Genomic DNA, 13,392 nt, shown 5'->3' on the forward strand with positions numbered 1-13,392 from the left:
AAAGAGAATGAAGCCTGACATATAAACCTTTATAGTATTACCCCTTCAAGAAGAGAGGCAGGAAAATCGTTCCTGTCTCTTCTTCATTTATTTTCTCTTTCATGATAAAATACATAAAAATGCCATTAATGAAAGGTGGAGAAAGCATTGAGTGACTGTATTTTTTGCAAGATTATCGACGGTGAAATTCCTGCTATGAAAGTGTACGAGGATGAGCATGTCCTTGCTTTCCTTGATATTAGCCAGGTGACGAAAGGGCATACATTACTTATTCCTAAAGTACATAAAGAAAATATCTATGAACTGACTCCTGATATTGCAAGCCACCTTTTCTCTGTTGCACCTAAGATTGCTGACAGTATCAAGGCCGAGTTTAACCCAGTCGGAATGAACCTGTTAAGCAATGCAGGTGAAGAAGCAGGACAATCCGTCTTCCATTTCCACATGCATTTCATTCCCCGCTATGGCCAGGGAGATGGCTTTGGAGCCGTCTGGAAGACACATAATGATGACTACAATTCAGAAGACCTGAAAGGAATAGCTGAATCCATTGCACAGCATCTTTCCTAATAATTGAGCCTGATCCCGGAAGTTAAAGGGATCAGGCTTTTTTCAGAATAATTAATCTTTGACAACGATACTCGGTATGTTATAATGTACCTATCTTTTCGCTAATGGCAACAGTGCACATTAGGTGAAGCAAATAGTATAGTATAGTTTAGTTGAGGAGAGATGAGAAATGAATACAAAAACACTTGTATCCCTGTCATTATTAGTAGGGATCGGAGCCGTCCTGCACACTGTGATCCCGGGAATTTTCTTAGGAATGAAGCCGGACATGATGCTGACGATGATGTTTCTTGGCATTATATTATTTCCAGCCAAGAAGAACGTATTGTTATTAGGTTTATTAACAGGGGTTATTTCAGGACTAACAACTCAGTTCCCTGGTGGATTCTTACCTAACCTGATCGATAAGCCGATCACGGCATTCGTTTTTTACGGACTTTTCCTGGCCACTAAAAAAATCACTCGTTCACTTGTAGGAGCTTCTGTTCTGACAGCTATTGGTACACTCGTATCAGGAAGTGTCTTCTTACTTTCTGCTTATGTGATTGTCGGTCTGCCTGGAGCATTTTTTGCTTTATTTGCAGCAGTCGTACTTCCGGCTACACTAGTTAACGCTGGAGCAATGTTTGTGGTATATCCAATCATTAACGGGATTTTAAAACGTTCAACCATTCGAGAAGCTGTTACAACAGAACAGCTATCCTAAATTAGATCATAGTAAAGCCCTCCATTTAATATGCTACCGGCATTAAATGGAGGGCTTTCTTACTTGACTGCAACCCACAAGAGTACCCCGATTAAAAAAGTGATCACCCCACCGGATCCCAATATGGCAGCACGCTTTTTCAATATATTCTTAGGAGGATACATTCCCGGCCTTTGAATGGTAATGAAGTTATACACCATACTTAGAAATAATACGCCACAGAGAGCAAAGAACCCAAAGATTATCCCGTCCATTACTTAGAACCCCCTCCTTTACTCCACCTCTTACCTTTATTTTTATGCTGAAAATAAGCAGGTTATGAATTCACTTGTTTTAATCTGTTCTAAAAGGGAAAAGGAGAATACATGTTGATTGTAGAAATAGAGTATTATAGAAATAGAAGAACGAGGTGATCATAGTGAATAAAAAATCTCTTGCTTACGGGCTTTTAATTGGTGGAGTGGTTGGAGGAGTAGCATCCCTTCTGACGTCTCCTTCATCAGGGAAAGAAATCCGGGCACAAATTAAAGACAAGAAGGACGATTGGTCAGAAATAATCGATGAGATGAAGGTTCATATTGGTGAATTGAAAGAATCCATCGGCACCCTGTCTCAAGAAGGAAAAGAAACGGTCCTTCAGCTATCAAAGGATCTTCAAGCTTCATTCAAGCAATGGCAGGCTTCGACAGAACCAAATAATCGACGACTTCAAGAAGAAATCCAATCCATCCAAAGAACCATCGAAGACTTGGAAAAATCGATTAACTCAGCAAACACTACGAATCAATAACCAAAACCCCGCATCCCTCCATTCACTAATGATGGAAGGCTGCGGGACTTTTTTTAGTTTGTTTGGATAGGGGGGATTGTAACGTTTCTGCAGAAACATTTAGAAACATTTAAAAAATTAAATATACTCCTTTCTTTTCTTTCAATATAATGATTACACGTACAAATCCCGTCATCACAGTATTCATCTACTCACCAACTGCTGTTTTCCTATGAATATATCAGCCAAAAATTATATACTTCGAAAAATTTTGTCAATTTAACCTTTATTAATTATTATTTTATTGGCATAATAAAATATAAGCGCTTTCTTTTTTATGATAGTTGTTTTGGTGAGTCATTTTCGTACTACTTAAATTCAAAAAAGATTTTCTAGCAAAGTGGGTGAATGAGATGAAGGAAAGAGAATTTACTTTGAAAGAGGCTATGCTCTTCAGTCAAAGAATGGCCCAGCTTAGTAAGGCTCTGTGGAAGGCCATAGAAAAGGACTGGCAGCAATGGATAAAGCCATACGACTTAAATATTAACGAACATCATATTCTCTGGATTGCGTATCATTTAAAGGGTGCTTCTATTTCAGATGTGGCCAAGTTTGGTGTTATGCATGTTTCGACTGCATTTAACTTCTCCAAGAAATTAGAAGAACGGGAATTACTGCAGTTTTCTAAACGGGAGAACGATAAACGAAACACCTATATTCAATTGACGGACAAAGGGGAAAAAATCCTTCTCGAACTAATGAAGAATTATAAGCCTGAAAGTCACTCAATCTTCCAAGGAGTTTCTCCATTAAGAGAATTATATGGAAAGTTCCCTGAAATGATCGAGATGATGACCGTCGTACGAAATATATATGGGAATGATTTTATGGAGATATTTGAAAAATCGTTTCATAACATTGAAAATGATTTTTCTGATGATAACGGAAAACTGGGAGAACTATTTCAGGATGAAGAAGAACTGGCTTGACCTACAAGCTCTTCTTTAAAAGTTTCATCAAAGCTGGATAGAGGTTTTGAGCTAAACAGCCATCCACCACTTCCTGAACCTTCAGCTTTGAATGAAGCTCTTCTTCAAACTCTTTGAAAAGCGGAGTATTGTACACAAATCCTTCCGCTTTTTGCTTTTCAAGTTTCATGCTCAATCTATCACATGTAATAAAGAACTCCTTCACTTCTCTCTCCGACAAACCATTACGAATAATTAATCGATGAAATGGAAAACCATTTTCGGGAATCATATCAACCATCAATCGTTGATAATACTCAAGTTTCTCTAAACGTTTCACTAATTCATTCATATTAATCACCCTCCATTCATTGCACAAATTCTCATACTCTCATTGTACAAAACTATAACATACCTGTCCCAAAAACTTCGCCTAAAAAATAAGAAAAAATCATGGCAAAATGTATTGATTTTTTCCGGCAATCGTAATAAAGTATGTAAAGCACTTATCTAAAACCTATTCGTCTAATGGAGGCGATTTTTTTATGCATTGCTGGAAAACAATCAATCTGGAAAAACAATTCGGGTTTTACCGAGTCTTTTTACTTTCAACCATCATCATGATGATGGTATTCTCATTAATATACGTACCAATTAACTTACTATTCCCAAGCGCGTTCTATGATAACCATTTCCTTGGATTCTTAATAGGACTGTTAAGTATATATCCATTGCACAAGTTTTTTCACGTTGTACCCATTCTGCCCTTTGTTAAAAAAATCAAGTGCAGATGCAATCGAAAATTATATCTATTACCGATCGTTTCATTGCGGGTGGATCAGCCTATCTCAAAGTTCCGTTATATGCTTGCACTGTTGGCACCCTTCTTCATACTAAACGGCATTTTGATATACGGATGCATCTATTTCCCACACTACTCTCATTACTTTTCAATGCTGCTTGCATTCCATTCCGGAATCTGCGCCATTGACTTTATTTATGCGAGACAACTAATGGATTCGCCAAAGGATGCATTAATTGAAGAGAATGATGATGGATACGAAATATTGATTTATCAGTAAGGATGATGGATGGCCATTGAAACATACACTCGATGGAATATATCATCCTTCTATTTTTATCAAAGGTCTCTTTGCTGAGATTCTTCGATTACGTGCTCATAAATACCTACCTGCACTGGGTTTAATGTAACAAAGAATGTGAAAAAGTCTTTTTTGCACGATTTCGGCAATACTCTCGCTACCAATTAGAGAAATAATTTGGTAATGTATAGCTTATAGGAGATAACGGGGAGGGGTTTGGATGATCTCCATGTTTTTAGTTTTTGCAGTTTTCATCTTATTTTATATAAATAAAATGACAAATGCATTATGTTTACAAAAAGAAATACCTGAAGAACGCCAACCTAAGGTGTTTAGAACCATCAATATCCTAATCACCATACTACTGGTCTCTTCTTATATAGAAATACTCTTTACATAGAACATGAAAATGGACAAAACAAAGCCGATCCGGATTTTTTCGGATCGGCTTTGTTTAACTATTCAAATTAGCAAACGTATGCTGCACCAATGATGATTAACAAAATGAATAGAACAACGATTAACGCAAATCCTCCGCCGTAAGCACCTGACATCTGCGCTTCCTCCTTTCATGTATGAAAAAGCCACCTAAATAGGAATAAAGCAAAAGGGGCCAGCCTTTCAAAGGTATTGCCCCCTCTTACAGTCTTTATCCGGTAAACCTAAACCCTGAGGCTAAATTATAGCCATGCTGCACCTACAATGATTAACAGGATGAACAGTACTACGATTAACGCGAAACCTCCGCCGTATGCGTGACCCATAACTTCCCACCTCCTTTGAAGCGCTAATTTATCTTATTCAAGTTAGCTGCCATTTGTTTTAGGCTAATGTCATAAATTTAAGTTTTTTTAGCAAATATATGCGGCACCAACGATGATTAATAAGATGAACAGCACTACGATTAACGCGAATCCGGAATTGTATCCACAGCTCATATTTATTACCTCCTTTTCTCTCTTCGCTCTTATCATATGAAAGTACCTAGGAAATGGGTGTGTAAAATGCCCATTTTTCTGAAGATTAAGTTGGAAAATATTTTTTTTCATGGAAAAAGTGTGTTATAGTATGTTTTGTAGAAATTTGACAAGCCATTAAACGAATTTAGTGTAGGAGTTGGTCACCATGAAAAAATGGATCATTTCAGTATCATTGGCTGCCGGAGTCGCTGGACTTGCAGGATGCAGTGGAGACGGTGCTGAAGGAAACAGTGACGTTGTTGCAACGACAAAAGCTGGCGACGTAACAAAAGATGAACTTTACAAATCAATGAAGCAAAAATTCACTCCACAAATGGAACAAGCCCTTCAAGAACTGGTTTACACGAAAGTACTTGAAGAAAAGTATGACGTGTCAAAAGAGGAAGTTGATGAAAAGCTGAATGAAGCCAAAGATCAATTGGGACCTCAATTTGAAATGTTCTTACAACAATATAATCTTGATGAAAAATCGTTTAAAGAATACTTAAAGCTTCAATTACTTCAAGAAAAAGCGGCGATTTCCGACGTGAAAGTGACAGAAGAAGAAGTAAAAGAATACTACGAGACATGGAAGCCTGATATTCAAGTTCGTCACATTCTTGTGGATGATGAAAAAACCGCCAAAGAAGTAAAACAAAAATTAGCTGATGGTGGAAAGTTTGAAGATCTTGCAAAGGAATACTCTAAAGATCCCGGTTCTGCTGAAAATGGCGGAAGCTTGGGCTGGGTAGACAATGCAGGTCGTCAAAACTTCGTACCTGAATTCTCTAAAGCACTGGACACTCTTGAAAAAGGCAAAGTGAGTGAGCCGATCAAGACAGAATATGGCTACCACATCATTGAAGTGACAGATAAAAAAGAAAAGAAATCCTTTGATGAGATGAAGAAGGAAATCGAAAAAGAATTGAAGCTTTCGAAAGTGGATCCTCAAAAAATCCAGGAAGCCATGAAAGCTGAAATCGAAAAAGCTGATTTAAACATTAAAGATAAAGATTTAAAAAAGGCGTTTGATCAAGTGCTAAATCCTCCAGCTGCACCTGAAGGCGGAGAAGCTCCCGCTGCACCTGAAGGAGAAGAAGCTCCTGCACCTGCGGAGGAATAGACCAAAAAGGACTGACGGATCCATTCCGTCAGTCCTTTTTTAATGTATGTGTATGATAATCAAGAAGATAATTGACGTCTTCTCTGCTTCTCCTCTTCCATACGATGGATGTAGACTTCCCCTTCCTTCTCGATCCATTCATCTTCCATATTCTTTTCTTCCTTAGCTGATTTAATCGTCATAAAGGCACTCCCGAAAATCCCTGCTACAACCAAGTACATCCAAATAGGCAGTGTCATCTGCTTCATCTCCTTTATAGGTTTGTCCTCTTTTATTAACACTATATGTAGTGAATAGATAAAACAGTACACTTATTCTACTGAAAAAGCCCCCAATCCATGGACCGGGGGGCTTTTGTTTACCTATTTATGAAAAGTCGGTTTATAGAATGATCGATTATCCAGGGCGAATACTCTTTCTGTATATTCTCCTGGTTTGACTCGCTCCAAAGCGCGGTCCAGCATATTCATCTTTGCATCTACATTATCGATGTAATGAAGGATTTCAGCTTCACGAATGAGTGGCGGTTTAGGACTTCCCCACTCCGCTTTTCCATGATGACTCAGTACCAGATGTTGAAGGATCATCACTTCTTCCCCTTCAATTCCAAGTTCGTCGGCAGCTTTACCAATCTCATTGACCATAATAGAGATATGGCCGATCAGATTCCCTTCAATTGTATACGTTGTAGAGGTAGGACCTGACAGCTCGATGACCTTCCCTAAGTCATGCAGGATCACCCCGGCATAGAGAAGATCCGAATCCAGGGAAGGATAAAGTCCAGCAATGGCTTTCGAAAGATCCAGCATCGAGACAACGTGATACGCAAGCCCTGATACAAATTCGTGATGGTTCTTAGTAGCCGCCGGATATTCCAGGAAAGGCTTCTGATATTTTTTAATCAAGTGTCTTGTGATGCGTTGGATATTTGGATTTCTCATTTCAAATATATACTGAGTGATCTTACTCGTCATTTCATCAATGCTCACCGGCGCCGTTTCAAGAAAGTCGGAAATGGCATAACCATCTGCGGGGGAAGCCGGGCGAATCTGTTTGATCTTGAGCTGACTCTTTCCACGGTAACTATGTATATCCCCAACAACCTTAACGATTGTTTCAGGCTGATATGCCTTCTCATCCTGCTCAGAAGCATCCCAAAGCTTAGCTTCCATATCTCCACTCTTATCTTGCAGAATCAGCGTTAAAAACGGCTTTCCTGTATTTGTCGTACCTTTGGTCATTTGTTTAATTAAAAGTGGTAAATCGATGGTTTCTCCTACATTAAAATGTGTAATCCCAGACATCTCTTCTCCTCCGTCCAACTATATTAGTAGTTTAAGTATATCATATTTCGTCAAAGTACATGGGTGGAAAGGGCTGGGGTGAATTTAGATGCTGTTGTGCCGCCTTTCTGCAAATCGTTTGCCAGATTTCAAATCATTCAAAATCGTGAACACACTTTAAAGGTCCTTCCCTCTCCTCCCACAATAAAAAACCGCCCCATGGGAGACGGTTCCATTCTAATTCACTAACGCTTTCTTCTCTTTCTTACTAATCCAAACCTTCGTCGCTACCAGCCCTACGAGCATAATGAATGCTCCGAAGAAGTATGGAATATGTATATTCCACTCAAAAAGTGTCCCTGCAAGTAATGGCCCAGCGACGTTACCAAGACTGAGAAACGAGTTGTTCAGACCCATTACGGTCCCTTGTCTTTCACCTGCCAGTTTTGAAATAAGGGAATTCAACGATGGACGGAGCATGGAGTTTCCGACAAAGAAAACGGCGGTTGTGATCAAGACCCCTATAAAGCTGGTGGCAAATGTCATGATGACAAATCCCAGTGCACTGAGGAGTAAAGAGCCCGTTACGACTTTTTCTTCTCCGAACCTCTTCGTCGCCCTTCCCACACCCGCTCCTTGAACAACGGTACCGATGATACCGATAATCAAAATGATGATACCGACTTCCTGCGGACCATATCCATAACGTTCAAGTGCATAGTAGCTGAATATGGATTGGAAGTTAGCCAATCCAAAGCTCATGATGAACACAAGAATCAATAGAAATCCGACAGGACTCAAGACAGCATTCTTCATGACCACAAAGCGGTTTTCACGTCTCTCGTTCGGATCGAACGTTCTTTTTTCCTTAGGATAGGATTCAGGTAATATGATGACCGAGACGATCGCTGCAATGGAGGCTGCGATCCCTGCAAAAATAAATGGATAGGAGAGATCGATTTCTGCCAGCCACCCTCCGATTCCAGGCCCTATGACGATACCTAGACCCATGGCTGCACCCAGGATCCCCATCCCTTGACCCCGATTATCCTCATCCGTTACATCTGATACATAGGCCATTGCCGTTGGCATTAATGCAGAACCGAAAACACCTGCCAGGATTCTGGACAGGAATAGCATCCATAATCCTACAGCGAAGGCGAAAATGAATTCAGCTATGGCAAAGCCTATCAGGCCGATTGTGATTAATGGTTTCCTCCCGATTCGATCGGATAACCGTCCCCAAATGGGAGCAAATAAAAACTGCATAAATGCAAATACAGCCACCAACGCTCCAAGCGTTTGGGCATTGGCGCCGAATTTTTCTACGTAGAAAGGAAGAATGGGGATGACCAGACCGATTCCAACCATGACGATAAATAAATTAAAGCTGAGCAGTGCCAATGGCCCCCTATTTCGTTTCCACCCTTTTGTTTTTGTCATACTATGTGTTCCTTCTTTCCAGCAATCATTTCTTCACCATGAGACTTCTTTTCATAATCAGCCGTCATGAATGTTTAAACAAGTCCTTGTAGTATTGTAACGAATCCAGGAGTTTTTTGCTAATTCTATTGGACAAAAAATCAGGTTGTGCGGATCGATTCCTTTTCCAACCGTTTTAACACAATCATTTCCTCACAGGAGAACGTATTTTTAATATGAGGATGACAGGTAAAGAACAGAATTTGATGCTTCTTAGCCATTTTCCTCAACAGCTTTAAAAATGCGTTCGTTCTCTCTCTATCAAAGTTGACTACCCCATCATCGATCAATATCGGCAATGGGTACTTGTCTCGGAAAGATTGTATAAGGGCGAATCGGATGGCGATGTAAAGCTGCTCTTTCGTTCCTTGACTGAGCTCCACTGCGTGAAAGACTGCACCATCCTTCCTCTCTACCTTGATCATCTCCCCTTCCTGCAAGAAAATGTGAAGATAGTGATCTTCTGTGAGCTCCCTGAAATTTTGTTCTGCAAGCTTCATCACCTTAGGCATCTTGGTTTTCTGATAGAGATCCATTGTTTTGCTTAAGGACACTTGTGCTAACGTATATTTTGACCATTCATACGCAAGCTCCTGAAGCTCCGCTTTCTTACCTTGAAACTCCTGGAGGATGCTTGAGTAACTCTTTCCTTCTTCTAACACTTTTATTTCATACGAAATGGAAGCGAGCTCTTTTTGATGAGCGGACAGCTCTGCCGCAAGCTCGTCGATTCTTTGTGACAAGCTTGTTAATTCTTTTCTGCTTTCTTCCTGGGAATCGAACCGAAGAAATGTATCGAAGGTCCGTTTCGTCATCCGTGTTTTCATTCCACTATACTGAGCAGTTAGTTCGTTTCTTTCTTCGACGCGAAGTGCTTTTTCGCGAAATTCAGCTTCCACCAGGCAGCCAGCAGACTCAATAAGGGTTTGGCTTTCATCCCTGACTTTTCTCACTTCAATGGAAAGCTTCTCTATCTCAAGAGAAAGAGGCTCAAGCTCTGATTGGATACTATTGATTGTAAGCTTTCTTTTTTCAATATCCTGCATGATCCCCTTCAGTTTAATCAAAGCCTCCTCGACTGTCGTAAACGTGAAAGAATGTCGGTGGAACCATTCCTGGCAGCCTTCCTTATACTCATTCATTTTGTGGACCACATAGGCTTGTTCTTCTTTCAAGTGGATATAAGCCTCATAATCAGCGACCGCTTCTTTCATTTTGACAAACGCATCACGCAGCCACTCCCAGTGAAAATCAGAAGGTAAACAAAGCTCTGATTTCAAGTGGGATAATCTTTTTTCTCCCTGAACAATTTCGTTCTCTATCCCCTTCTGTTTCTCACGGAGCTTCTGAAGTTTTGCTTGCTGCTCTTCTAATGAAAGAATACGCTGCTTCCACTCGTTCCTCAATTCCATTTGCTGCTTTAAGTTTTGCTCGGTTCTTTCGGGAGAATTAAATTCCATCTTCCCTTCAGGCTGGAGCTCTTTAGCTCTTGCTTTAGCTTTTTGAAGGCTTTTTGATTCTTCCTGCAGATTCCCCCTGGCCTGCATTCCCATTGCTCCGACCACAATGAGGAGAAGCAGGCTGATCCCTGTAACCAGCCAATTCCCGGTTACGATAGACCACGCACCAAACCCAAATAAAAGGAGGAGTGATGCACCAATTAATAGGAGCTGTTGAGAAAAGGATGCCTTCTTTCTGGTGAATCGTTCCTCTGCTTCTTTCACTTGTAAGTTCATCCAATGTGCCTGGTCCCGTGAAGCTTGCCGGGAAGATTGGTTTTTCACAGTCCTTTGTAATTCTTGATACTCATCTTCTTCCATCAGCCTATCTTCTAAATCATCACATTTGGTTTCAATGAGGCGGAGCTCTTCTTTTTCCTCTTCGTAATGCTTCTGCAAGCTATCACGTTCATGAAGGAGCTTTGATTGCTGATCCAGCGCATTGTGAATACGGTCAGACATCATTAAGCTTGTATCCAGTGAACGGATTTCTTCCATCTCTACTGTCAATCCCAATTCCCGGATCGTGTCATTGATTTTACTACGAACCGTTCTCAGTTCTCTGCTCCGTTCACTACTTTCTTCTTTCCATTTCAGATAAAAGGATTGTTGAGAGATTATCTTTTCCATATATGGAATGTCTTCATTTAAGGAAGTATCAATTTCTTCAGATTCTAATCTATGTCGGAGTTTCTCTTGTTTCACCATCAGGGATTCAAGGTGCGCTGATACCTGTCTTTCCTCGGTTTTAAGCTCGTTTAAGCGCTCTAATCCTTTTGCAGGAAAATCGATTACTTCCAGCTGAGAAAGCCGCTCTTTCACTCTTTTGAAGCCAGTGAGTGAATCCCAGTTTTCATTGACCGAAACCAGGTACTGTTTCTTTTCAGTAAGATCCGCCTTCTCTGCCTCCATGGATGTAACGCAGGCTTCCAACGATTGCCTCCTTGCTATAAGAGGAAGGTATTGTTCATTTTTTTCTTTTCCTTCCCTTACTTGGTTTTCAAGGGATTTTAAATGAGTCAGCACCGCATTGATCTGTGGTTTCCTACCTGATTTCTTAAACAACTGCTCTCTTTCTTTTTGCCAGTTCTGATCCAGCTTTAAAAGGAGGTCCGTCCCTGTCGAGCCTGCAGAGAACAGGTAGCGGTTCAGGTCTTCTTTCTTGAGGCGCTGGATGTTTTGGAGTCCTTCCAGGTTGAATGAGAATATGTTTTGGTAGGTGGCTCTCTCCATATTCCCCAGCAATTGTTGAAGGGTTTCTTCTCCTTCCATTCTTCCATCTTCGAATTGGACGGTTACGTTGCCTGCTGCCTTGCCCCTGATGCGCTCGATACTAACGATTCCATGACCTTCCAATTGGCAAAGGATTTTCCCGCCATACTCTGCAGATGATTTCGGTTCATACCTCAGGAGTGATTGGTGCTTAGTCGGAAAACCGAATAAAATGCTATGAATGAAAGACATTATCGTCGATTTACCAGCTTCATTTTCCCCAAAAAACAATTGAAGGTCTCTAAGTGAATAACGCTTATTTTCTATTTTTCCGTATCCGTATATATGAAGTTCGAGTAGTTTCACCTCATCCACCTCCACGTTCAGCCTTTATTTTGTAACAAGTGCTCTGTTTCTCCTATTAAAGATTTCTTCTCATCTTCCCCTAGGGGATCCAGGAAGCGGTAAATAGAAGGGTGCTCATACAGCTCTGACAGAGCATCCTCCCACTCTTCTTCATTCATGCCATTTAACGTCGCCATGACTTCCTGTGTAAACGGATCCCGTTCAATGCCCCGACTCGCTTGTGTTCGATCCCACCTTATTGAATGAACCCACTTCACCCCCTGTTGACGTTCATAATCTGACTGCAATGCTTCCAACAGATCACCATTTTCTATTTTCCCTGCCATGTCCCGGGGAAGCGAATCATCATCGGTCAGGAGGATCTCTATTAACATATCCCCCTCGTTCAAGGGTTCCAGGGCTTGCTGGATACGTTGAAACACTTCTCCAAAGCGATTGACGCCTTTGAGGGATACTGTACAAGTCTTCCACAACATGTCGTGAGTCGGAATGAACGTTAATTTCGTATGGTGCTGATCAAGCTCAACTTCATAACATCCCTTCATCCCGGTTTCTTTCCTGTGCCTTCCCTGGATGTTTCCTGGATAGACGATAAAAGGATTTTCATGTAGGATCCGTCGCTCATGAATATGCCCCAGGGCCCAGTAGTGGTAATTCTTCTCCAAGAGTTCACTGACAGTAAAAGGGGCGTATGTTTCATGAGAAGAGTGGACACTTCCCTCGCTCCCGTGAAGGATACCGATTGTATAGCGGTCTTCGGATCGTTTAGGAAAGCCTTCTATTCTTCGATTTCTAATATGTCTGGTACCATAGCTAAATCCCACAATATCTACGGGTTCTCCACTTTGCGTGGTAACTTGCTTCACTTCGGTATCCTCGTTAAAAATATGTATATTCTCCGGCATATCGAGCTCTAATCGATAGCTTCCCAGATGATCATGATTGCCATGCACGACATATACGGGGATATTATTTGAGTGCAACAGATTATATTGCTTCAATAATTTAGCTTGCGCCCGAATACTTCTATCTTCTTCGTCAAATAGATCCCCGCTTATGATCATAAAGTCAATTTGTCTATGAATCGCTTCCTTTACCACTCTTTCAAAAGAAGCAAAGGTACTATTATGAATACGTTCAAACACTTCTTTCGGTAAATGTTTAAGTCCAATAAATGGACTATCCAGATGTAGATCTGCCACATGAAAAAAACGGATTTTATCCATGAAGTTCCCTCCCCGCACTACGAATATACGTTCTGATATTCTTTCATTATATCCTAAAACGGGGGATAATTTCAGTATGTATTCACAATTTGCACGATTAACAGAAAAAGGCTGCCCCGGGCACGG

At 40.7% G+C, this 13,392-nt stretch carries 17 protein-coding genes; 7 read left to right on the forward strand and 10 right to left on the reverse strand.

Annotation, left to right across the window (positions count from 1 at the left end; translation table 11 throughout):
* The first annotated feature begins 147 nt into the window (after nucleotides 1–147).
* Nucleotides 148–570 (forward strand): HIT family protein, encoded by a 423-nt coding sequence (locus TV75_RS06375; RefSeq protein ID WP_044337784.1) that lies wholly within the window; start codon nucleotides 148–150, stop codon nucleotides 568–570.
* A 169-nt stretch (nucleotides 571–739) separates the two neighbouring features.
* Nucleotides 740–1,276 carry a tryptophan transporter gene (locus tag TV75_RS06380; protein WP_044337785.1) on the forward strand — a complete coding sequence of 179 codons (537 nt, stop codon included), beginning with the start codon at nucleotides 740–742 and terminating at the stop codon, nucleotides 1,274–1,276.
* Nucleotides 1,277–1,335: 59 nt separating this feature from the next.
* Here TV75_RS06380 and TV75_RS06385 read toward each other — a convergent pair whose 3' ends face one another.
* Nucleotides 1,336–1,530, reverse strand: coding sequence for a hypothetical protein (locus TV75_RS06385; protein WP_044337786.1), 195 nt, complete (start codon nucleotides 1,528–1,530; stop codon nucleotides 1,336–1,338).
* A 164-nt stretch (nucleotides 1,531–1,694) separates the two neighbouring features.
* On the opposite strand from TV75_RS06385, the gene TV75_RS06390 reads away from it, so the two are divergent.
* Together TV75_RS06390 and TV75_RS06395 are read left to right on the forward strand one after the other, a co-directional pair.
* Nucleotides 1,695–2,066 carry a YtxH domain-containing protein gene (locus TV75_RS06390; RefSeq protein WP_044337787.1) on the forward strand — a complete coding sequence of 124 codons (372 nt, stop codon included), beginning with the start codon at nucleotides 1,695–1,697 and terminating at the stop codon, nucleotides 2,064–2,066.
* Nucleotides 2,067–2,458: 392 nt separating this feature from the next.
* Nucleotides 2,459–3,034 carry an HTH-type transcriptional regulator Hpr gene (locus TV75_RS06395; protein ID WP_044337788.1) on the forward strand — a complete coding sequence of 192 codons (576 nt, stop codon included), beginning with the start codon at nucleotides 2,459–2,461 and terminating at the stop codon, nucleotides 3,032–3,034.
* Nucleotide 3,035: 1 nt separating this feature from the next.
* On the opposite strand, the gene TV75_RS06400 is transcribed toward TV75_RS06395, so the two are convergent.
* Nucleotides 3,036–3,365, reverse strand: coding sequence for a DUF1878 family protein (locus tag TV75_RS06400; protein WP_044337789.1), 330 nt, complete (start codon nucleotides 3,363–3,365; stop codon nucleotides 3,036–3,038).
* A gap of 193 nt (nucleotides 3,366–3,558) precedes the next feature.
* Between TV75_RS06400 and TV75_RS06405 the strand changes: the two genes are divergently transcribed.
* On the forward strand, nucleotides 3,559–4,095 hold the full coding sequence (locus TV75_RS06405; protein ID WP_044337790.1) for a DUF3267 domain-containing protein: 537 nt from the start codon (nucleotides 3,559–3,561) through the stop codon (nucleotides 4,093–4,095).
* Between the two features lie 241 nt (nucleotides 4,096–4,336).
* Nucleotides 4,337–4,516 carry a hypothetical protein gene (locus TV75_RS22275; RefSeq protein ID WP_034763303.1) on the forward strand — a complete coding sequence of 60 codons (180 nt, stop codon included), beginning with the start codon at nucleotides 4,337–4,339 and terminating at the stop codon, nucleotides 4,514–4,516.
* A gap of 67 nt (nucleotides 4,517–4,583) precedes the next feature.
* Here TV75_RS22275 and TV75_RS21400 read toward each other — a convergent pair whose 3' ends face one another.
* The 3 genes from TV75_RS21400 to TV75_RS21410 form a co-directional block, all read right to left on the reverse strand.
* Nucleotides 4,584–4,670, reverse strand: coding sequence for a YjcZ family sporulation protein (locus TV75_RS21400; RefSeq protein WP_082051156.1), 87 nt, complete (start codon nucleotides 4,668–4,670; stop codon nucleotides 4,584–4,586).
* Nucleotides 4,671–4,796: 126 nt separating this feature from the next.
* Entirely contained in the window at nucleotides 4,797–4,880 is an 84-nt protein-coding gene (locus tag TV75_RS21405; protein ID WP_060670486.1) for a YjcZ family sporulation protein, read from the reverse strand.
* Between the two features lie 87 nt (nucleotides 4,881–4,967).
* Nucleotides 4,968–5,054: a YjcZ family sporulation protein gene (locus TV75_RS21410; protein ID WP_044337791.1), complete on the reverse strand. Its 87-nt coding sequence runs from the start codon at nucleotides 5,052–5,054 to the stop codon at nucleotides 4,968–4,970.
* Between the two features lie 187 nt (nucleotides 5,055–5,241).
* Here TV75_RS21410 and TV75_RS06420 point away from each other — a divergent pair, with 187 nt between their 5' ends.
* Nucleotides 5,242–6,198 carry a peptidylprolyl isomerase gene (locus TV75_RS06420; RefSeq protein WP_044337792.1) on the forward strand — a complete coding sequence of 319 codons (957 nt, stop codon included), beginning with the start codon at nucleotides 5,242–5,244 and terminating at the stop codon, nucleotides 6,196–6,198.
* A 59-nt stretch (nucleotides 6,199–6,257) separates the two neighbouring features.
* Here the strand turns inward: TV75_RS06420 and TV75_RS06425 are convergent, their stop codons facing one another.
* From TV75_RS06425 to TV75_RS06445, 5 genes are all read right to left on the reverse strand, one after another.
* The gene (locus tag TV75_RS06425) at nucleotides 6,258–6,437 is read right to left on the reverse strand and encodes a sporulation YhaL family protein (RefSeq protein ID WP_044337793.1); all 180 of its coding nucleotides are present in this window, start codon (nucleotides 6,435–6,437) and stop codon (nucleotides 6,258–6,260) included.
* Between the two features lie 123 nt (nucleotides 6,438–6,560).
* Complete coding sequence (gene yhaM / locus TV75_RS06430) at nucleotides 6,561–7,502, reverse strand: 3'-5' exoribonuclease YhaM (RefSeq protein WP_044337794.1); 942 nt, start codon at nucleotides 7,500–7,502, stop codon at nucleotides 6,561–6,563.
* Nucleotides 7,503–7,718: 216 nt separating this feature from the next.
* The gene (locus tag TV75_RS06435; RefSeq protein ID WP_044337795.1) at nucleotides 7,719–8,924 is read right to left on the reverse strand and encodes a tetracycline resistance MFS efflux pump; all 1,206 of its coding nucleotides are present in this window, start codon (nucleotides 8,922–8,924) and stop codon (nucleotides 7,719–7,721) included.
* 140 nt (nucleotides 8,925–9,064) lie between these two features.
* Nucleotides 9,065–12,040 (reverse strand): ATP-binding protein, encoded by a 2,976-nt coding sequence (locus TV75_RS06440; protein ID WP_172655626.1) that lies wholly within the window; start codon nucleotides 12,038–12,040, stop codon nucleotides 9,065–9,067.
* Between the two features lie 17 nt (nucleotides 12,041–12,057).
* Nucleotides 12,058–13,266 carry a metallophosphoesterase family protein gene (locus TV75_RS06445; protein ID WP_044337797.1) on the reverse strand — a complete coding sequence of 403 codons (1,209 nt, stop codon included), beginning with the start codon at nucleotides 13,264–13,266 and terminating at the stop codon, nucleotides 12,058–12,060.
* Between the last annotated feature and the right edge of the window lie 126 nt (nucleotides 13,267–13,392).

Source organism: Rossellomorea aquimaris, from assembly GCF_000935355.1.
Lineage (GTDB): Bacteria > Bacillota > Bacilli > Bacillales > Bacillaceae_B > Rossellomorea > Rossellomorea aquimaris_B.